We start from the raw sequence: 18,869 nt of genomic DNA, 5'->3' as shown, positions 1-18,869 counted from the left end.
ACGCTTGTGGGCAGCGATTCGCCGCGAGGGGACGACGAGGGCTTCGGTGACGGGGGCCCTCGACGAGTGTGGGTCGCGTTCGGCGTGGGTCTCCTCGGGGTCGGGGACCAGGACGGGGCGCCGGAGTCGGATGGCGGCACGCGGTGCCGTGCTCGGGGCGGGCAGCAGCGCGCCGCCATCCGACCGTACGTCCGGCCCTCGTCAAAACCGGACTGTCCTAGAGGATGGCGATCGGGGCTACGGGGGTTCCCGTGGCGCCGACGAAAGGCTCGGGCATCGCCGACAGGAGGAAGGTGTAGCGGTTCTCTTGTCCACAGGCTGTGGACAACTCTTCGAGATTCCAGTTCTGGCCCTGCAGCATCCCCATCTCGACCAGGTCGAGCGCGTGCACCGGCAGCCACAGATCCTCGATCTCCGGCGGAAATATCTCGAAGGTCATCGTGTCATTGGCGACCGCCGCGACATCGCGCGCGTGGAACCACTCCGGCGTACGGATCGACAACCCCGGTGAGGGATAGCCGTACCCGTGCTTGTCGCCGGAGAGGTACACCTGCACCTGCCCGGTCCGTACGAGCGCGATGTCGCCCGCCCTGACCCGGGTGCCCGCGAGTTCCTCGGCGGCCTCCAGGTCCTCCGGGGTGACCGCGTGACCCCCTTCGAGGCGATCGACCCCATGTGCGCGTGCCACATCGAGCAGCACCCCGCGCGAGACGATGTGCCGCGCCTTGTCGATCCCGCTGAACTCGGCCCCGCCGTGCGGGGTCACGGTGCCGGCCGGACGGCCGTTGTAGAGCTTCCCGGAGTGCGAGACATGGGTCAGCGCGTCCCAGTGGGTGCCGGCCTGGAGTCCCATCGTCACGGCGTCGTCGCTGCACGCCACCGTCCCCGGTCCGAAGAGTTCCTGGTTGATCTGCACCATCGCGTGCAACGGGTTGACCCGGCCGGGGATCATCCCCGTCTGGACGCCGTCCTGTTGGAGCGGCAGGGCGAGCGGCACCCGGCGGCCGGTCCGCACCTCGGCGGCGGCCTCGCGGACCACCTCGTCGGTGATCAGGTTCAGCGTGCCGATCTCGTCGTCCGACCCCCAACGCCCCCAGTTGTTCACGCGCTTGGCGATGTCGTGGAACTCCGGACCAAGTGTCGGCGGTGACATCGGGGCCTCCCCGGGGCTTGTCCTCAGGCATCTGACGGGTCGTAGAATCTGAGTCGAATCTAACGGACCGTCAGAAACTGCGGGAGGGGCCGGACATGGGGAACTTCTTGGCAGGCAAGGTCATCGCCGTCACGGGCGCGGGCCGGGGCATCGGCCGGGCCGTCGCGCTCGCGGCGGCCGCCGAGGGGGCGCGGGTCGTCGTCAACGACTACGGCGTCTCGATGGACGGCGCGTCCCCGACGAGCGAGATCGCCGAGGCCGTCGTCAAGGAGATCGAGGCGGCGGGCGGCGAGGCCGTCGCCGTCGCCGACGACATCTCGACGATGGCCGGCGGGCAGCGGGTCGTCGACGTCGCGCTGTCGTCGTACGGGCGGCTCGACGGGGTCGTGTGCGTTGCCGGGATCCTGCGGGAGCGGATGCTCTTCAACATGTCCGAGGAGGAATGGGATCCGGTGATCGCCACCCATTTGAAGGGGACGTTCACCGTTTTCCGGGCGGCTTCGGCGGTGATGCGGAAGCAGCGGGGCGGGGCGTTGATCGGGTTCACCAGCGGGAATCATCAAGGGTCGGTTTCGCAGGCCAATTACAGCGCTGCGAAGGGCGGGATCATTTCACTGGTGCGGAGCGCCGCGCTGGGGCTGAACAAGTACGGGGTGACTGCTAATGCGGTTGCTCCTGTTGCTCGTACGCGGATGTCGGCGAACGTTCCTATGGAGTTGGCGGAGATCGGGTCGCCGGAGGATGTGGCGGCGCTGGTGGTGTATCTGCTGTCGGACGCTGCTCGGGAGCAGGGGATCACCGGGCAGGTTTATACCGTCGCCGGGCCGAAGATCGCGGTGTGGGCTCAGCCTCGGGAGTTGCGCGCGGCGTATGCCTCCGGCGGGTGGACGGTGGAGGGGATCGCGGAGTTTTTGCCGGGGTCTGTGGGGGTTGATGTCATGCCGATGCTTTCTCGGTTGCAGGAGATGGAGAGGGCTGCGAAGGAGGGGGAGCGGCCTAACGCGTAGGTGGGGTGGGGGCGGTTGTTTGTTTTGCGGGTGCGGTTTCGCTGTGGTTTTGCGCAGTTCCCCGCGCCCCTGGCGGGACTGGTCTGAGCGGTGTTCTGAGGAGATCCCCTGTGGAGTTTGGATTCAGTGCCGAGGACGATGAGTTTCGGGTGGAAGTGCGGGCTTGGCTTTCCGCGCATGGGGATGGTGAGCGGGATCGGCGGGCGTGGGAACGGACGCTCGGGAAAAGTGGGTGGATTGGGCTGGGGTGGGCCGAGGGCGGTTATGGGAATCGCACGGGGACTCTCACCCAGCAAGTCGCCTGGGCCGAGGAGTACGCGCGGTCGGGCGCCCCGCCGCGCTCCGGGCACATCGGGGAGAACCTTCTCGCTCCCACTCTCATCGCGCACGGTACCGACGAGCAGAAGGCCCGGTTTCTGCCCGCTGTTGCCGCCGGGGACGAGTTGTGGTGCCAGGGGTACAGCGAGCCGGGTGCCGGGTCGGATCTCGCGGGGGTGCGGACCGCTGCCGTGCGGGATGCGGGGGACGGGTCGTATCGGATCAGTGGGCAGAAGATCTGGACCTCGCTCGCTCATGAGGCCGACTGGTGTTTTGTGCTGGCGCGGACCGAGGCGGGGTCGCGGCGGCATCACGGGCTGAGTTTTCTGCTGGTGCCCATGGACCAGCCGGGGCGTATCGAGGTGCGGCCCATACGGCAGTTGACCGGGACCAGTGAGTTCAACGAGGTGTTCTTCGACGGGGCGCGGGCGCGGGCCGAGCATCTCGTGGGGGGTGAGGGCGCGGGCTGGGGCGTCGCCATGAGCCTGCTCGGGTTCGAGCGGGGGGTGTCGACGCTGGCCCAACAGATCGGGTTCGCGGGTGAGTTGGGACGGGTGATCGAGGCTGCCGTCGCTTCGGGCGCCGTGCTCGATCCCGTCGTACGGGATCGACTCGTGCGGCAGTGGGCCGAGTTGCGGGCCATGCGGTGGAACGCCCTGCGGACGCTCGGGCGGGCCGGGGACGCGGGCGCTCCCAGTGTGGCCAAGCTGCTGTGGGGCGGGTGGCATCAGCGGCTCGGGGAGCTGGCGACGCAGGTGCGGGGGGCCGCGGCGGCGGTCGGGCCGGTGGACTGGTCGCCGGCCCTGTCGTACGAACTCGACGTGTTCCAGCACCTGTTCCTCTTTTCGCGGGCCGACACGATCTACGGCGGCTCGGACCAGGTTCAGCGCACGATCATCGCCGAGCGGGTGCTCGGCCTGCCCAGGGAACCCAAGGGGGTCGTCTGATGCGCGGTGTGCTCTTCGACGGGAAGCAGATCCAGGTCGTGGACGATCTGGAGGTGCGGGAGCCGGGGCCGGGGGAGGTGCTGGTCGCGATCTCGGCGGCCGGGTTGTGCCACAGCGATCTGTCTGTGGTGGACGGGACCATACCGTTCCCCGTTCCTGTGGTGCTCGGACATGAGGGTGCCGGGGTGGTGGAGGCCGTGGGTGTGGGCGTCACCCATGTGGTGCCCGGGGATCATGTCGCCCTGTCCACGCTCGCCAACTGTGGGACCTGCGCCGAGTGCGACCGGGGGCGGCCGACCATGTGCCGGCAGGCCATCGGGCGGCCGGGGAAGCCGTTCACGCGGGCGGACGGGCAGCCGGTGTACCAGTTCGCCTCCAACTCCGCTTTCGCCGAACGGACTGTGGTGAAGGCCGTGCAGGCCGTACGGATACCGAAGGACATTCCGATGCCGTCCGCCGCGCTCATCGGGTGCGGGGTGCTGACCGGGGTCGGCGCGGTGCTCAACCGGGCGCGGGTCGATCGCGGGGACAGCGTCGTGGTGATCGGGACCGGGGGGATCGGGCTCAACGTCCTCCAAGGGGCCCGGATCGCGGGGGCGTCGACGATCGTCGCGGTCGACGCGAACCCCGGGAAGGAGGCGGTGGCACGGCAGTTCGGGGCCACGCACTTCCTCACCTCCACGGAGGGCGTGCGGGAGATCCTGCCGAACGGGGCGGACCACGCCTTCGAGTGCGTGGGGCGGGTGGAGCTGATCCGGCAGGCCGTGGATCTGCTCGACCGGCACGGGCAGGCGGTGCTGCTCGGTGTGCCGGCGGCAACGGCGGAGGCATCCTTCCTCGTCTCGTCCATGTACTTGGACAAGTCGATCCTCGGGTGCCGGTACGGGTCGTCCCGGCCGCAGCGGGACATCGCCCTGTACGCGCAGCTCTACAGCGAAGGGCGTTTGCTGCTCGATGAGTTGGTGACCGAGACGTATCCCGTCGAGGACTTCGAGAAGGCGGCGGAGGACGCGGAGGCGGGGCGGGTCGCGCGCGGGGTTCTCACGTTCTGACCGCTTTGACGGTGGCATGCCGGGAGTTGTCCACAGGCGGGAAAAAATCCGGGGGCGTTGTCGGTCCCGGCCCGTAGCGTCGTGGCATGACCTACCGCGATGTCGTCTCCCGACAGGTCCTGACCTGGGCCTGCACCGCCATCGGCGCCCGTATGCCGGTCGCCATGGCGCCGCTGGCCCTGGTCTTCCTGGTGCGCGAGCGGCCGGGCGGCTACTCGCTGGGCGCGATACTCGCGGCGGCCTACGTCATCGGGGAGATCGGCGGTGCGCCGGTCCTCGGGATGCGCTTGCGGCCGGAGCGGGCCCGGGTCCACCTGGCTGTCGGGCTCGCGGTCGGGACGCTGGGGTATCTGGGGCTCGGGGTGTTTCCGGGCGCGCGTCCCGCCGTGCTCGCCGGGTTCGCGTTCGTCGCCGGGGCCGCGCCCGCCGCCGCCACCGGTGGACTGCGCACCCTGCTCGGCGAGTTGGTGCCGGCGCGCTCCGTGGCACAGGCGCTGTCCGTCGAGTCGATACTGACGGCCGGTGTGTGGGCTGTCTCCCCGGCCGCGGTGGCCGGGCTCGCGCTCGGTGTCGCGCCGCGCGTACCACTGCTGCTGGCGGCCGGTCTGATGGCGTGGTCGGTCGCGGGGCTGTGGCTGCTGCCGGCCGGATGGGGAGCGGGTGGTGAGGGCCAGGCAGGTCCTCCGCTGCTCCGGGTGCTGATCGGTGCCTGGCCGGTGTATGTCGTGGGCGCGGCCAGCCTCACCCTGCTCGGTCTGTCGGAACTCGTCCTGCCCGCCCTGCTCGAACAGCGCGGCATAGGCGTCGGCTGGTCCGGCCCGCTGCTGACCGGCATGGCGGTGGGCGGCGGCCTGGGCGCGTTCGTCTACGGCCTGCGCGGCTGGCCGGGGCTGCTGCGTACGCGCAGCCTGGTGCTGATGGCCGGGACGTCGGTGTGTGTCGTGCTGGCCGCCTCGATACTGGCCATGGCGGCCATCGCGGTCGCGCTCGTCGTGGCCGGCACCCTCCAGTCGGGCGCGATGCTCACCCGGAACCTCTCCCTGCGCGAGGTACTGCCGCCGAACGGCCTGGCCGCCGGCTACTCGATCATGTACGCGGCGGCGGGCGTGGGGTACGCGGCGACGGGTTCGCTGGCCGGTGCGCTGCTCAGGGTGGTGGCGCCGTCGACGGCGATGCTTGCGGGGGTCTGTCTGACCGTGGTGCTGACCGGCGTGGGGTGGTGGGGGGAGGTGCGGTGGGCGGGGCGTGCCAGGGCGCTCGGGGATGTCGGCGTGGGTGCGAAGTCGGTTGCCGAGCAAGGGTGTTGAGGTGAGGGGGTGGGCCTTCGGCGCCGGTGGCCGGTCAGCTCGGCGTGGGGACGGTGCCGTGGCGCCGCTCGGAACCCGGGTCTGACTCCGGTGCTCCCGTCGCTCCGGTGCGGAAGGTGCGGCGATACGCGGTGGGGGTGACGCCGAGGGCTGTCTGGAGGTGCTGGCGCATCGACTGGGCCGTGCCGAAGCCGGCGTCGGTGGCCACCTGGTCCATGGAGAGGTCGGTGGACTCCAGGAGGTGCCGGGCGCGTTCGACGCGCTGCTGGGTGAGCCACTGGCCGGGGCTGACGCCGACCTCCTCGCGGAAACGGCGGGTGAAGGTGCGCACCGACATGGCTTCCTGCTCGGCCATGTCCCGGAGCTGGATGGGTTCGTGGAGCCGGCCCAGCGCCCAGGTGCGGGCGGCGGTCGTGGTCGCCAACTGCGGGTCCGGGACCGGGCGGTGGATGTACTGCGCCTGACCGCCGTCGCGGTGGGGCGGTACGACGGTGCGGCGGGCCACGTCGTTGGCGACGGCGGTGCCGTGGTCGCGGCGCACCATGTGCAAACACAGGTCGATGCCGGCGGCGACGCCCGCGGAGGTGAGGAGGTCGCCGTCGTCGATGAACAGGACGTCCGCGTCGACCTCGATCCGAGGGAACAGCCGCTGGAAGCGCTCGGCGTCGGCCCAGTGCGTGGTGGCGGGGCGGCCGTCGAGGAGACCGGCGGCGGCGAGGACGTAGACGCCGGTGCAGATGGAGGCGATGCGGGTGCCGGGGCGGATGTGGGCGAAGGCGGCGGCGAGTTCGGGGGTGAGGACGCCCTCCTCGAAGACCGGCCCGAGTTCGTACGACGCCGGGACGATCACCGTGTCGGCGGTGGCCAGGGCCTCCGGGCCGTTCGGGACCTGGATGGCGAAGTCGGCGTCGGTGTCGACCGGCCCGGGCGGCCGGACGGAACAGGTGACGACCTCGTACAGGTGCCGACCGCTCGCGGGGTCCTTGGGACGGCCGAAGATGCGGTGCGGGATGCCCAGCTCGAAGGGGAGGAGGCCGTCGAGAGCGAGGACGACGACGCGGTGCGGGCGGAAGAGGGTGTCCACTGGGGCCATGGCCCGATCCTAGCGAATGCTGTCCTTCGGGCCAGTGGATCGGGAGGGGCGGGATGCCGGAAGCTCATTGACGTGACGCAGACAACCGATGCCACGCCCGGCACCACCCAGGAATCCGGCCCCACCCCTCGTGGCCGTGTACGTATCCATCGCGCCTGGTTCGTCGCCGCCGTCGCGTTCGTGACGATCATCGGTGCGGCGGCCTTCCGTTCCCTGCCCGGGTTGTTGATCGATCCGCTGCACCAGGAGTTCGGGTGGTCGCGGGGCACGATCGGGGCGGCGGCCTCGATCAACCTCGCGCTGTACGGGCTGACGGCCCCCTTCGCGGCGGCGTTGATGGACCGCTTCGGTATCCGGCGGGTCGTCGCGGTCGCGCTGACCGTGATCGCGTTGGGCTCGGGGCTGACGGTGTGGATGACGGCCCCCTGGCAACTGCTGCTGTGCTGGGGGCTGTTGGTGGGGCTGGGCAGCGGTTCGATGGCGCTGGCCTTCGCGGCGACCGTCACCAACCGCTGGTTCACCACACGGAAGGGGCTGGTCACCGGCATCCTCACGGCCGCCTCGGCGTCCGGCCAGTTGATCTTCCTGCCGCTGCTGTCCTGGATGGTCGAGGGGCACGGCTGGCGTCCGGCGGCGGTGACCGTGGCGCTCGCGGCCCTCGCGGTCGTCCCCTTCGTGTGGCTGCTGCTGCGGGACCACCCGGCGGACGTGGGCGTGACGCCGTACGGCGGGACAGAGTTCGTACCGAAGCCGGAACCCGTGCAGGGCGCGGCCCGGCGCACCGTGGCGGTGCTGTTCAAGGCGGTCCGTACCGGCCCCTTCTGGCTGCTGGCCGGCACCTTCGCGATCTGCGGCGCTTCGACCAACGGCCTGATCCAGACCCACTTCGTGCCCGCCGCCCACGACCACGGCATGCCCATCACGGCGGCGGCCTCGCTGCTCGCGGTGATCGGCGTCTTCGACGTCGTCGGCACGATCGCCTCCGGCTGGTTCACCGACCGCTTCGAACCCCGCCGCCTGCTCGCCGTCTACTACGCCCTGCGCGGCATCTCCCTCCTGTTCCTCCCCATGCTCCTCGCCCCCACCGTCCACCCCCCGATGCTCTTCTTCATCGTCTTCTACGGCCTCGACTGGGTCGCCACGGTCCCCCCGACCCTCGCCCTGTGCCGCGAGCAGTACGGCGAGGACAGCGCGATCGTCTTCGGCTGGGTCCTCGCCTCCCACCAGATCGGCGCGGCGCTCGTCGCGTTCCTCGGCGGGGTGGCACGGGACGCGTTCGGCTCGTACGACATGGTCTGGTACCTGTCGGGGGCGCTGTGCGCGGTGGCGGCGCTGATGGCGCTGGTGATCCGACGCCGGCGGCCGGTCGTGGGGGTGGGTTCGGTGGCGGTGGCGTAGCGGCTACGGGGCGGAGGTGACGTTCCCCTTCGCGTCCACGGAATGGGTCTCCCAGTAGGTGTCCCACTTGTCCCCGACGTGCTGCGGCACCTTCCCCTTCGGGTACCGCGCATAGCCGCTCGGTGCTTTGTCGCCGTTCTTCACGCAGGCGCCGCCGGCGGTGCCGCCCACGGCCAGGACCGGGTACTCGCCGTTGCCGCAGATGGCGTCCGCCGTGGAGAACGAGCAGGCCGACAGCAGCCCGGCGGTGGATATCAGGACGGACGTGAGAACGGCGACTCGCGTGCGCTTGCTCATGGTTGAGGCCCCCCGGTCAGATGCTCGGATCAGTCTGGGAGCAAGGCTGCCGGAGGGGAGGCGGACCTTCATGAGTACGTTGGCTCAGCACCGGAGTGCGGACTACTCAAGGGCACTCAGAGGAACCGCCCCCGGTGGAACAACAGCGGCGCCCCGTCTCCGTCGTCCGTCGCACCCAGCGCGTCCACCCGGCCCACCACGATCAGGTGGTCGCCGCCCGTGTGGACCGCGTGGATCGTGCAGTCGATCCACGCGGCGGTGCCGGTGAGCCGGGGGGAGCCGGAGACCGGTGAGGCGTCGTACGGTACGCCCGCGAACTTGTCCGTGCCGCTGATCGCGAAGGCGCGGCACAACTGGCCCTGGTGGGCGGCGAGTACGTTGACGCAGAAGGTGCCGGCGCGGGCGATGCGCGGCCAGGTCGTGGACGTGCGGCCGACCATGAAGACGACCAGGGGCGGGTCCAGGGAGAGGGCGGAGAAGGACTGGCAGGCGAAGCCGGCGGGGCCGGGTTCGCCGGGTGCCGCGGGGGCGGTGATCACCGTCACACCGGTCGCGAAGTTGCCCAGTACGCGCCGGAATTCACCCTGGTCGACCGGTGCCCGCTCGTCGTCCGCGACGCACCGGAGCTCCGGCCGCGGCAGCGCCTCGACAGGCTGCGCGGCCGGAGGGCTTCCGGCCGACCTGAGGTAGCGGACGGCGGCCGCTGCCGCCCCTGCTTGTCCCATCACGCCACCCATTGAAGCTGACGACCCATCAGATAGGAAGGGGTGCGGCCCATCGCCCATGGCCCATCGTCCACGGCTCATTCACAGGCTTCCGGCCAGATCATGGGAGTCACGTCGCCGCACGGACAACCCGGAGTCATCCCCAGCACACCCGCCGGCAGCAGTGTTGCGGAACGACTGCCACCGGTACGAACCGGTGGCTGCCGTGACCTGAGGAGCACCCACACGATGAACCGTCTCACCGCACGCGGTAGCGCAGTGGCCGCCGTGGCCGGCCTCGCCCTTGCGTTCGCCGCCGCCCTGCCCGCGCAGGCCGCCACGACCGTGACCGAGTCCCAGTGGCTGACCGACGTCGCCGCCGTCACCGGCCCCGCGCAGACCTACATCGACTCGCGTGCCGCCGCCAACACCTCCGGCGCCAAGCAGGCGATCGTGCTCGACATCGACAACACCTCGCTGGAGACCTACTTCGAGGGCGCCGGCACCAGCACCCCCGCCACCCCGCCGGTGCTCGCCCTGGCCAAGGAGGCGCACGCCAAGGGCATCAGCGTGTTCTTCATCAGCGCCCGCAGCAACCTGTTCAACACGATCACCAAGTCCAACCTGACCTCGGTCGGCTACACGGTCGACGGCCTCTACGCCCGCACGGTCGCGCAGTTGGTGACCGAGTCCATCGCCGACTTCAAGACCTCGCAGCGCAAGGCGATCGAGGCGAACGGCTACGACATCATCGCCAACATCGGCAACAACACGACGGACCTGTCGGGCGGTTATGCCGACACCACGTACAAGCTGCCGGACTACGACGGCCTGTTGGACTGACAGCCCCACCCCAGGACGATCTGGTCACCGCCCCCGGTACTCCGCACTCCGCCGCTCCACAAAACTCGCCACGCCCTCCCGGGCGTCCCGCGTCGTCATGTTGATCTCCTGTGCTGTCGCCTCCGCCGCGAAGGCGGTCGACCGGTCGCTGTCCAGGGACGCGTTGACGAGCTGCTTGGTGAGGGCGAGGGCGCGGGTGGGGCCGGTGGCCAGGCGTTCCGCCCATTCGTGGGCCGTTTTCGTCAAGTCGGCGTCCGGGACCACCCGGTTGACGAGGCCGAGGCGTTCCGCGTCCGGCGCGCTGACCGCGTCGCCGAAGAACATCAGCTCCTTCGCCCGGTGCGGGCCGATCAGCCGGGGCAGCAGATACGCGCCGCCGCCGTCGGGGACCAGGCCGCGTCGTACGAACACCTCGATGAAGCGTGCCGACTCCGCGGCCAGGACCAGATCGCAGGCCAGGGCCAGATGGGCGCCGAGCCCCGCAGCCGTGCCGTTCACCGCCGCGATCACCGGCTTCTCGCAGTCCAGTACCGCGGCGATCAGGCGCTGCGCGCCCAGGCGGATCACCCGGGCGACATCGCCGGCCACCTGTTCCCCGGTCGCGCCGCCGCCCCTGAGGTCCGCGCCCGCGCAGAAGCCGCGCCCGGTGCCGGTGAGGACCACCGCGCGGATGGAGGGGTCGGCCGATGCCTCGGCCAACAGGCCTATCAGACGGTCCCGTTGGGCCGGGGTGAGGGCGTTCAGCGCCTCGGGCCGGTTGAGGGTGAGGTGGGCGACCTGGCCCGTGACGGTGTGGACGACCTCGTCCGTCGGGCCGGTCACCGGCACACCGCCAGCGCGTCCAAGGCCACCGCGCCCTGTCCCCGGGGCAGCACCATCAGCGGGTTGATGTCCAACTCCGAGAGGACATCGCCCAGTTCGAGGGCCATCCGCTGGACCCGCAGGACGACCTCCACCAGCGCGTCCAGGTCCGCCGGCGGCCGCCCCCGCACCCCGTCCAGCAGCGGCCGTCCGCGCAGCTCGTCGAGCATGTCCCGCGCGTCCTCCTCGCCGAACGGCGGCACCCGCACCGCCACGTCCCGCAGCACCTCCACCAGCACCCCGCCAAGACCCACCGTCACCGTCGGCCCGAACAGGTCGTCCTGAGTGACGCCCACCACCATCTCGACGCCCCGCTCGACCATCTGGCAGACCAGGACCCCGTCCAGATGCACCTCCTCGTAGCGGGCGATGTCCGTCAACTCCCGGTAGGCATCGCGGACTTGGCTCGCGGACGTGAGGCCGACCTTCACCAGGCCCAGTTCCGTCTTGTGCGCGATCTGCCCGCCCGAGGCCTTCATCACCACCGGGTAGCCCACCAGCCCCGCCGCCCGTACGGCCGCCGCCGCGCTGGTCACCAACTGCTCGCGCGGCACCCGGATCCCGTACGCCCGCAGCAGTTGTTTCGCCGCGTGCTCGCTCAGTTGCCGGCCCGGACGCATCAGGGCCTGCGCCTTGCGGAAGGAGGGGGAGACGGCTCGGGGGGCCTCGTCGAAGGGGGAACGGTAGGCGCCGACGAAGCGGTGGTGAGAGAAGTAGGCGCGCAGCGCCGTGACGCAGTTGCCGACCGTGCGGAACGTCGCCACCCGGGAGGAGCCCAACAGGACGTCCCGGTAAGCCGGTTCCGTGCCGACCGGCGAACCCCACACCACGCACACCAGCTTGTCCGTCCGCTCGGCCGCGGCCACCAGGTCCGCCACCAGCCTGTCGCTCAGCGGCGGGAACGGGCCGGTGATGGGGCAGACCAGCACCCCCACCTCCGGGTCGTCGAGGATCGCGTCGATGATCTTCCGGCCGCGCCAGTCGCCCACCGGGTGACCGCCGTTGTCCACCGGGTTGGCCACGCTCAGATACGGCGGTATCCACTCGTGCAGTTCGGCCTGTTTCGCCGAGGACAGCAGCGGCAGGTGCAGCCCCGCCTCGCTCGCCAGGTCGGCGAAGTGCGCTCCCGTGCCGCCGGAGATCGAGTACACGACGACCCCTTCGGCCTGGGGCGCCTTCGCGCGCGCCAACAGGGCCGCCGTGTCCTGGAGTTCGTCCAGGCCGTCGACCCGGATCACGCCGAACTGGCGCATCGCCGCGTCCACCACCGTGTCCGCGCCGGTGAGTTTGCCGGTGTGGGAGGCGGCCGTCCGGGCGCCGGTGTCGGTGCGGCCGACCTTCACCGCGACGACCGGGACCTTGCGGCGGGCGGCGCGGTCGGCGGCCAGCAGGAAGGAGCGGCCGTCCTTGAGGCCCTCGACGTAGCAGGCGATGGCGCCGACTTCGGGGCGTTCGGCGAAGTAGGAGATGAAGTCGGCGGTCTCCAGGTCCGCTTCGTTGCCGGTGGGCGCCCAGTGGGAGAGGCGGATGCCGAGTTCCTGGAGGGCGAAGACCGGGCGGCCCTGGTGTCCTGACTGGGTGATGAGGGCGATCGCGGGGCCGTCGAGGTCCTCGCGGAAGTTCTCGAAGGCGTTGAGGTTGGTGTTCGGGCCGAGCAGGCGGAGCCCGGACCGCCCTACGGCGGCGGCGAGTTGGGCCTGCGCCAGCGCCCCCTCCTCGCCGGTCTCCGCGAAGCCGGACGCGAAGGCGACCGCGAACTTCACCTTGGCCTCGGCGAGTTGCTCGATCACCGGGAGCGGGTCGGCGACCAGCACCACGGCCAGGTCGACCTGTTCGGGGAGGTCGGCGACGGACGGGAAGCAGGGGACGTCGAAGACCGTCGTACGGGTGGGATGCACCGGGTGCAGACGGGCGCCCACCCGGCCCGCCCAGGACATGAGTTGGCGGGTGATGCCGGTGTTCGGGCGGCCCTCCGCGTCCGAGGCGCCGATCACGGCGACCGACTCGGGGCGGAAGAAACGGTCCAGGTCGGGTACGTCGGCGTACAGCGGCCGTCCGCCGACGTCGAGATCGTCGACGTCCGCGGGCCGGCCGTGGACGGCGGGGCCGGGTTGCTCACCGCAGGCGATGACCCGGGCCCGGCGGGAGTCGGTGGTGAGGGTGCCGTGGGTTGATCCAAGCATCGGTCCGCCCCGCTCCTGTGTGAAAGTCGTGACAGCACAATTAACTGACGCAGTGTCAGATTACTGAACTGACACTGCGTCAGGAACTGTCGTGCACGCAAAGAACGCGGATGCCTCTGTGCCCGGGCCTACGCGCCCGACTTCTCGCCCGTCTTCGCGACGGCCTTCGCGATCTTCTCCGCGTCGATGGCCAGCTCGCGGAACATGCCGCTGATGGGGTTGGTGAACCCGGTGAAGTACAGGCCGGGCGCGTCCTTCGGGGTGCGGGCGCCGTGCACGACCGGCCTGCCGCGCGCGTCCAGCACACCGAGATGGCCGACGAGACCCTCCAGGGAACGGACGTAGCCGGTGGCAGCCACGACGGCGTCGGGACCGATCCGGTCGCCGCCGGCGAGGATCACCTTGCCGTCCTCGAACCCCGCCACGGCCGTCACCACCTCGACCCGCCCCTTGCGCACGGCGTCGATCAGACCGACGTCCTGCACCGGGATCGCCCCTTCGTTGACCCGACTGTAGAGACCGGTATCGGGCCGCGGAAGCCCCTTCTCCGCCAGGTCGGGCACGCTGAGCTTGGCCATCGGCCCCGCCAGCCGGTCGACGAGGCGCACCGGCAGCCGTCGTACGAGCACGCCCGTGTACTGGGCCGCCCAGCCCGCCGTCGAGCGGCGCACGATGTGCGGGGTGGTGCGGACGGCGAGGCGGACGCGGGACGCGCCGCCCTCCACCAGGTCGACCGCGATCTCCGCACCCGTGTTGCCGATGCCGACGACCAGGACGTCCCGGCCGGCGTAGGGCCGGGGGTCGCGGTAGTCGCGGGCGTGCAGCAGCTCGCCGGTGTAGGTGTCACGGCCGGGCCAGTCCGGCAGCCGGGGGGTGTGGTTGGTGCCGGTGGCGACGACGACCGCGCGGCCGGTCAGCTCACGGCCGCCGGTGGCGTGCAGCAGCCAGCCGTCGCCGTCCGGCGCGCGCTCGATACGGGAGACCTCGACGCCGGTGACGATCTCCAGCTCGTGGACCTCGGCGTACTTCTCCAGATAGCGCACCACGTCGTCCCGCGAGACCCAGCGGCCGAAACGACGCGGCATCGCCAGCCCCGGCAGGCCCGACAGCCGCCGGGTGGTGTGCAGATGGAGGCGGTCGTAGTGCCCGCGCCAGGACGCCCCGACCCGGTCCGACTTCTCCAGTACGACGGCACGGACGCCCCGGGCGCGCAGCGCGTACGCGGCGGCGAGACCGCCGGGGCCGCCGCCGACGACGTACACGGGACGGTCTGTGTGGAGGTGCGCCACGGGGCTCGGGGACGCTGTGGAGTCGGCCATGAGCGCGAGCGTAATCACGTCCCACGTTGATGGGTCTCGGTCAAGCCCGGAATTGGTTGCGGATTGATCACGCGTGTGGAGAACCGGGTGAGGTGGGTGGCGTAGAGCCTCTGGTGTGTGAGGACCGTGGAAAAGCCGCGACGCCGAGCCCGCGGTGTGCGCGGCGGGCTCGGCGTCGTGGAAGGTGGCGCCTACTTGCGCTTGGCCTTGCGGCCCGTCACCTGTGCGATCCAGGTGATGAAGTCGCCCGGGTCGGTGTTGGCGCCGTGGGGCTGGTCCCAGTAGTAGAGGTGGTTGACGTCGTCGCCCAGGTTGTCCAGGGCGGCGGCGAGGTTCGCGGAGACCGTCAGCGCGGTGTCGGAGTCGCTGGTGCCGAGGCGGATCCACCAGTGCTTCGAGCGGCCCTCGTTCTTCTTGGCGATGTGGTACATCGGGTTCATCAGGTCGAGCTTGGCGGGGATGTCGCTCGCGACGCGCTTGCTGCTCAGGCCCGTCGAGTCGTTCTTCGCGCCGTACGCCGTGAAGTGGCGGGCCAGCGTCGTGCCCGCGCCGAACTCGTTGTTCTCGCCGGCCGACAGGTCGAAGGCGTCGAAGGCCGGGGTGTCCTTCTTGCGGGCGCCGACGTGGGTGAGGAAGTCGGCCCAGGTGAAGGTGGCCTTGCCGCCGGACCAGGTGATGAAGGTGTTGGCCTTGAGGTAGGTCTCGCGGGCCGAGTCGGAGAGGGCCGCGAGGTACGTCGTCGCCGACGGCTCCAGGTACTGCTTGACCATGTACTCGTCGAGGTTGCGCGCGGTCAGCGGGCCGAAGCCGCCGAGGCCGCGCAGCTTCAGGCCCGCCTGGTACTCGGCGAACTGCGCCTGGAGCGCCTTGGACACCGTCTGGTCGACCTGCTTGCCGGTGCTGAGGTCGTTGGCACCCCAGTTCCATTCGTAGGCGCCGTCCGCGTGCTCCAGGTCGGTGATCGGGCACCAGGCACCGGTCGCGAAGATCGCGTCGGAGGCGTCGGCCGCGCCGATCTCCTTGAGGTACTTGTCGTAGAGCGGGCTGTCGCCGGACGCGCCGAGCAGCGAGGACAGCGCGCCACCGGCGCTCGTACCGGCGGAGACGATCCGCTCGACGTCGCCCGGGATGCGGCCCTTGTTGGACTTCACGTACCGGACGGCGGCCTTGAGGTCGACGATCGCGGCGGGCGCGGTGCCGTAGTACTCACCGCTGGAGTTCTTGAGCGTACGGCCGCGGGCGCCGGGCTCGACGACGACGTAACCGGCGGCCAGGGCCAGGAGCTGGTTGGTGTTCATGGCGCCGCCGGTGGCGTTGGTCGCGCCGGTGGCGTTCGAGGCGGCGCCGCTGGGCGCGGCGCTGGAGCTGGAGGAGGGCGCACCGCTGGGCATGGTGCCGCCGCCCGCCGAGGCGCTGCCACCGCCGACGCCGGTGGCGTCCGACACCGAGGAGGGCATGTAGCCGCCGACGGAGTTGGCGAACAGGATCGGCGCGTTCGTCGCGTCGACGGCCTTGCCGTCGATCTCGACCGGGACGCTGACGTTCAGCGACTGGTAGGTGGCGTCGACCGGCTTGGCGACGTAGGTGATCGCCTTCCAGAAGTGGTAGACGACCGTGTGGTCCTTGTCGTCCGTGTCCGTGACGGTCGTCGTCAGCTTCGTGTAGGCGTCCGGGTCGAAGACCAGGGAGTCCGAGGACGACGACTTCGAGTCGCTCGCGTTCGCGCTGAGCGCGATGCCGCCGACCGCCGCGACACCGGCGGTGGCGCCGATGCCCATGACTACCGTCCTGCGCTTCACTGCCCTGTGCTTCACCGTGCTGCCTCTCGTCTTCCCGAACGCTCCTTGGCCTTGCGCTTGCGAACGTAATTGGCGGCGAACAAAATCGTCAACAATCTGCCGGGATTCATGGCGGGCCCACAGCGGCACGGCCCGCGCACAGGATTTTCATGGCCGGCTCCGGGCTTTCTTCAGCTGTACCCCTCGGCTTTCCGTAGCTTCTGACGTACCGTCAGATTCATGGATGCGATCTGGCTCAGCGGAGCGGACTGGCTCGCGGTCCTCCGTACAGGACTCGGGTTGTGGTGGCTGGAGAGCTGGCGGCACAAGGACAAGAAGGCCTGGTTCGAACGCGGCACCGGCATCGCCTGGGCCGCCGACGTCGCCGCCAAACACCGCTGGAACGCGGTCCGTTCGGGCTTCGACACGATGGTCGCGCCGCGCCCGCGCACGATGGCGTACGTCGTCGTCTACGCCGAACTCGCGGTCGGCCTCGGCCTGGTCGCGGGCTTCCTCACCCCCGTCGCCCTCGTCGGCGGCCTGCTCCTCAACGTCCTCTACTTCACGCTCATGATCCACGACTGGGCGGAGCAGGGGCAGAACGCGATGATGGCGCTCATCTCGGTCGTCGCGCTGTTCGCGATGTCCTGGCAGGTCTGGTCGGTGGACGCGGCGCTGGGGTGGTTCTGATGGCCGGAGCCCCGCGCTACGACCTCCCCGAGGCGGACGCGTTCACCCGCACCTACTGGGACGCGGCCGAGCAGGGCCGCCTCCTCGTCCGACGCTGCGCGGACTGCGGCCGGGCCCACCACTACCCCCGCGAGTTCTGTCCCCACTGCTGGAGCGAGCACGTCACCTGGGAGACCGCGAGCGGCCACGCCACGCTCTATACCTGGTCCGTCGTCCACCGCAACGACCTGCCGCCCTTCGGGGAGCGGGTGCCGTACGTCGCCGCGGTCGTCGATCTCGCGGAGGGCCCGCGGATGATGACGGAGTTGGTGGAGACCGCGACGGCCGGTCTGCGGGCCGGCACGCCGCTGGAAGTGGCGTTCCGGGACGGGGTACCGGTGTTCAGGCTGAGGGAAAATGACGTATCCGGGGCGGGAGGCACTTGATTCAATGGCGCGATGGCCCACATACGCGAGCGGTCTCTCCGGCACCCCTTCCCCGAGCTGAACGGTCACGGCCTGCGGCTGCGCCCCTGGGACGCCGACGACGACCGCGATGTGAGGAACTGGCTGCGCGGAGTGAGTGACCCCGAGTTCCAGCGCTGGAACACACCGCTGCGGCCGATCACCGGCATCGCAGGTGCCCGCGACTCGCTCCGCTCCCGCGCCGAGAACGCGGAGGACGGCATCAGCGCCTCGTTCCGCGTCACGGACGCGGCCGACGGCAGGACCCTCGGACATATCGGCATCAACGAGATCGACCACATCATGCGCGTCGCCCGAGTCGGCTACTGGACCCTCCCCGAGGCCCGAGGCCACCGCGTCGTGATCCGCGCCCTCACCCTCGCCGCCCACTGGGCCCTCACCGACCTCGGCCTCCACCGCCTCGAACTGGGCCACGCCCTCGGCCACGAAGCCTCCTGCCACATCGCCGAACGATGCGGTTTCCCGGCGGAGGGGACGTGCCGCGGGGCGATGTTCGAGGAGGGGCGGCGGGACGCGTTCCGCGACGTCCACCTGCACGGGCGGCTGGCTACGGACCCGGAGGTGAAGGTGTGACGGGCGCCGGCACCTGGCACATCACCGGCGACCTGGACCAATTCCTCACCCACGCCGAGGACTTCCTGCGCACGAACCCTGCACTGCACACGGTCCCCCTCACCGTGACGCACGCGCTGCGCAGCCGCGGGATGCACCTCTACGGCGAGGCACCCCCGGTGTTCGGCGCGCTGGAACGGGACGGCGCCGTACGGGCGGCGTTCTTCCGCACCCCGCCCGGCCGACTGATGCTCACCGCCCTCACCACCGAGGAGGCCGACGCACTGGCGACCCAACTGGCCGACCGGGGCGACAAGTTGCCCGGCGTCATGGCCGAACGGGACACGGCGTCGACCTTCGCGCAGGCATGGCGCCGCCAGACCGGAGCCACACCCGGGCTCCACGCCCGCCAACGCCTCTACCGCCTCACCGAATTGACGCCCCCTCACCCCACTCCGCCCGGCCACCCGAGAGTCGCGAAGGCAAAGGACCGCGAACAACTCATATGCTGGTACGGCGAGTTCGTGGAGGCGATCGGAGGGGATGGCGGGGTCACACACGACCCGGGCGAGTGGGCCGAGGCGCGGATCGCGTACGGCGGGATCACGCTCTGGGAGACCCCGGACGGCACGCCGGTGTCCATGGCCGGAATCACGGCGAAGGTGGCCGGCCAGATCCGCGTCGCTCCCGTCTACACCCCGGCCGAACTCCGGGGCCACGGCTACGCGGGTGCGGTCACGGCGGAGGTCAGCCGGGTCGCGCGGGCGGCGGGCGCGGAGGAGGTACTCCTGTTCACGGACCTGGCGAACCCGACGAGCAACGCGCTGTACCGGCGGATCGGATATCGGGCGGTGGTGGACTTCGCCAGGTATGACTTCAGGAAAGGCGCCGGCCCAAGGTGAT

Annotated in this window: 18 protein-coding genes; 10 read left to right on the top strand and 8 right to left on the bottom strand. The window is 70.7% G+C overall.

The window, feature by feature from the left end; translation table 11 throughout:
* Positions 1-217 precede the first annotated feature (217 nt).
* Positions 218-1,153, bottom strand: coding sequence for a cyclase family protein (locus tag AB0M63_RS15525; protein ID WP_366019717.1), 936 nt, complete (start codon positions 1,151-1,153; stop codon positions 218-220).
* Between the two features lie 95 nt (positions 1,154-1,248).
* Here AB0M63_RS15525 and AB0M63_RS15520 point away from each other — a divergent pair, with 95 nt between their 5' ends.
* The 4 genes from AB0M63_RS15520 (at position 1,249) to AB0M63_RS15505 (ending at position 5,784) form a co-directional block, all read left to right on the top strand.
* The gene (locus tag AB0M63_RS15520; RefSeq protein WP_355905685.1) at positions 1,249-2,160 is read left to right on the top strand and encodes an SDR family NAD(P)-dependent oxidoreductase; all 912 of its coding nucleotides are present in this window, start codon (positions 1,249-1,251) and stop codon (positions 2,158-2,160) included.
* A gap of 110 nt (positions 2,161-2,270) precedes the next feature.
* The gene (locus AB0M63_RS15515; protein WP_355905682.1) at positions 2,271-3,425 is read left to right on the top strand and encodes an acyl-CoA dehydrogenase family protein; all 1,155 of its coding nucleotides are present in this window, start codon (positions 2,271-2,273) and stop codon (positions 3,423-3,425) included.
* Positions 3,425-4,477: a Zn-dependent alcohol dehydrogenase gene (locus AB0M63_RS15510; protein ID WP_355905679.1), complete on the top strand. Its 1,053-nt coding sequence runs from the start codon at positions 3,425-3,427 to the stop codon at positions 4,475-4,477. The genes AB0M63_RS15515 and AB0M63_RS15510 overlap by 1 nt, the downstream gene beginning before the upstream one ends.
* Positions 4,478-4,563: 86 nt before the next feature.
* Entirely contained in the window at positions 4,564-5,784 is a 1,221-nt protein-coding gene (locus AB0M63_RS15505; RefSeq protein WP_366019716.1) for an MFS transporter, read from the top strand.
* Positions 5,785-5,818: 34 nt separating this feature from the next.
* Here the strand turns inward: AB0M63_RS15505 and AB0M63_RS15500 are convergent, their stop codons facing one another.
* The gene (locus AB0M63_RS15500) at positions 5,819-6,877 is read right to left on the bottom strand and encodes a helix-turn-helix domain-containing protein (RefSeq protein ID WP_366019715.1); all 1,059 of its coding nucleotides are present in this window, start codon (positions 6,875-6,877) and stop codon (positions 5,819-5,821) included.
* A gap of 72 nt (positions 6,878-6,949) precedes the next feature.
* Between AB0M63_RS15500 and AB0M63_RS15495 the strand changes: the two genes are divergently transcribed.
* Positions 6,950-8,275, top strand: coding sequence for an MFS transporter (locus AB0M63_RS15495; protein WP_355905670.1), 1,326 nt, complete (start codon positions 6,950-6,952; stop codon positions 8,273-8,275).
* 3 nt (positions 8,276-8,278) lie between these two features.
* On the opposite strand, the gene AB0M63_RS15490 is transcribed toward AB0M63_RS15495, so the two are convergent.
* Entirely contained in the window at positions 8,279-8,572 is a 294-nt protein-coding gene (locus tag AB0M63_RS15490) for a hypothetical protein (RefSeq protein WP_366019714.1), read from the bottom strand.
* Positions 8,573-8,688: 116 nt separating this feature from the next.
* Complete coding sequence (locus tag AB0M63_RS15485; RefSeq protein ID WP_355905664.1) at positions 8,689-9,297, bottom strand: flavin reductase family protein; 609 nt, start codon at positions 9,295-9,297, stop codon at positions 8,689-8,691.
* Between the two features lie 228 nt (positions 9,298-9,525).
* Here AB0M63_RS15485 and AB0M63_RS15480 point away from each other — a divergent pair, with 228 nt between their 5' ends.
* Positions 9,526-10,119, top strand: a complete 594-nt coding sequence (locus AB0M63_RS15480; RefSeq protein ID WP_366019712.1) for an HAD family acid phosphatase — start codon at positions 9,526-9,528, stop codon at positions 10,117-10,119.
* A 24-nt stretch (positions 10,120-10,143) separates the two neighbouring features.
* On the opposite strand, the gene AB0M63_RS15475 is transcribed toward AB0M63_RS15480, so the two are convergent.
* The 4 genes from AB0M63_RS15475 to AB0M63_RS15460 form a co-directional block, all read right to left on the bottom strand.
* Positions 10,144-10,947 (bottom strand): enoyl-CoA hydratase-related protein, encoded by an 804-nt coding sequence (locus AB0M63_RS15475; RefSeq protein ID WP_366019711.1) that lies wholly within the window; start codon positions 10,945-10,947, stop codon positions 10,144-10,146.
* Positions 10,938-13,163 (bottom strand): acetate--CoA ligase family protein, encoded by a 2,226-nt coding sequence (locus tag AB0M63_RS15470; protein WP_355905655.1) that lies wholly within the window; start codon positions 13,161-13,163, stop codon positions 10,938-10,940. The genes AB0M63_RS15475 and AB0M63_RS15470 overlap by 10 nt, the downstream gene beginning before the upstream one ends.
* Positions 13,164-13,291: 128 nt before the next feature.
* Positions 13,292-14,482, bottom strand: coding sequence for an NAD(P)/FAD-dependent oxidoreductase (locus AB0M63_RS15465; RefSeq protein WP_366019710.1), 1,191 nt, complete (start codon positions 14,480-14,482; stop codon positions 13,292-13,294).
* A gap of 191 nt (positions 14,483-14,673) precedes the next feature.
* On the bottom strand, positions 14,674-16,260 hold the full coding sequence (locus tag AB0M63_RS15460; protein WP_366019709.1) for a subtype B tannase: 1,587 nt from the start codon (positions 16,258-16,260) through the stop codon (positions 14,674-14,676).
* Positions 16,261-16,500: 240 nt separating this feature from the next.
* Between AB0M63_RS15460 and AB0M63_RS15455 the strand changes: the two genes are divergently transcribed.
* From AB0M63_RS15455 to AB0M63_RS15440, 4 genes are read left to right on the top strand one after another with little or no spacing between them, the layout of a single operon-like run.
* Positions 16,501-16,950: a DoxX family protein gene (locus AB0M63_RS15455; RefSeq protein WP_355905646.1), complete on the top strand. Its 450-nt coding sequence runs from the start codon at positions 16,501-16,503 to the stop codon at positions 16,948-16,950.
* Complete coding sequence (locus tag AB0M63_RS15450) at positions 16,950-17,375, top strand: Zn-ribbon domain-containing OB-fold protein (protein ID WP_366019708.1); 426 nt, start codon at positions 16,950-16,952, stop codon at positions 17,373-17,375. The genes AB0M63_RS15455 and AB0M63_RS15450 overlap by 1 nt, the downstream gene beginning before the upstream one ends.
* Before the next feature lie 12 nt (positions 17,376-17,387).
* Positions 17,388-17,987 (top strand): GNAT family N-acetyltransferase, encoded by a 600-nt coding sequence (locus AB0M63_RS15445; protein WP_366019707.1) that lies wholly within the window; start codon positions 17,388-17,390, stop codon positions 17,985-17,987.
* Positions 17,984-18,868 (top strand): GNAT family N-acetyltransferase, encoded by an 885-nt coding sequence (locus AB0M63_RS15440; protein ID WP_366019706.1) that lies wholly within the window; start codon positions 17,984-17,986, stop codon positions 18,866-18,868. The genes AB0M63_RS15445 and AB0M63_RS15440 overlap by 4 nt, the downstream gene beginning before the upstream one ends.
* The last annotated feature ends 1 nt before the right edge of the window (position 18,869 follow it).

This window comes from Streptomyces sp. NPDC051576 (assembly GCF_040681835.1).
Classification (GTDB): Bacteria; Actinomycetota; Actinomycetes; order Streptomycetales; family Streptomycetaceae; genus Streptomyces.
Note: the sequence above shows the minus strand (reverse complement) of the source record. Positions and strands in the feature narration are given on the sequence as shown.

Bases quoted from the DNA above. Each gene is read 5' to 3' on its own strand.
- AB0M63_RS15460 (WP_366019709.1), bottom strand. From the start codon at position 16,260: ATGGGCATCGGCGCCACCGCCGGTGTCGCGGCGGTCGGCGGCATCGCG.
- AB0M63_RS15520 (WP_355905685.1), top strand. From the start codon at position 1,249: ATGGGGAACTTCTTGGCAGGCAAGGTCATCGCCGTCACGGGCGCGGGC.
- AB0M63_RS15470 (WP_355905655.1), bottom strand. From the start codon at position 13,163: ATGCTTGGATCAACCCACGGCACCCTCACCACCGACTCCCGCCGGGCC.
- AB0M63_RS15525 (WP_366019717.1), bottom strand. From the start codon at position 1,153: ATGTCACCGCCGACACTTGGTCCGGAGTTCCACGACATCGCCAAGCGC.
- AB0M63_RS15500 (WP_366019715.1), bottom strand. From the start codon at position 6,877: ATGGCCCCAGTGGACACCCTCTTCCGCCCGCACCGCGTCGTCGTCCTC.
- AB0M63_RS15450 (WP_366019708.1), top strand. From the start codon at position 16,950: ATGGCCGGAGCCCCGCGCTACGACCTCCCCGAGGCGGACGCGTTCACC.
- AB0M63_RS15445 (WP_366019707.1), top strand. From the start codon at position 17,388: ATGGCCCACATACGCGAGCGGTCTCTCCGGCACCCCTTCCCCGAGCTG.
- AB0M63_RS15485 (WP_355905664.1), bottom strand. From the start codon at position 9,297: ATGGGACAAGCAGGGGCGGCAGCGGCCGCCGTCCGCTACCTCAGGTCG.
- AB0M63_RS15480 (WP_366019712.1), top strand. From the start codon at position 9,526: ATGAACCGTCTCACCGCACGCGGTAGCGCAGTGGCCGCCGTGGCCGGC.
- AB0M63_RS15510 (WP_355905679.1), top strand. From the start codon at position 3,425: ATGCGCGGTGTGCTCTTCGACGGGAAGCAGATCCAGGTCGTGGACGAT.
- AB0M63_RS15505 (WP_366019716.1), top strand. From the start codon at position 4,564: ATGACCTACCGCGATGTCGTCTCCCGACAGGTCCTGACCTGGGCCTGC.
- AB0M63_RS15490 (WP_366019714.1), bottom strand. From the start codon at position 8,572: ATGAGCAAGCGCACGCGAGTCGCCGTTCTCACGTCCGTCCTGATATCC.
- AB0M63_RS15465 (WP_366019710.1), bottom strand. From the start codon at position 14,482: ATGGCCGACTCCACAGCGTCCCCGAGCCCCGTGGCGCACCTCCACACA.
- AB0M63_RS15455 (WP_355905646.1), top strand. From the start codon at position 16,501: ATGGATGCGATCTGGCTCAGCGGAGCGGACTGGCTCGCGGTCCTCCGT.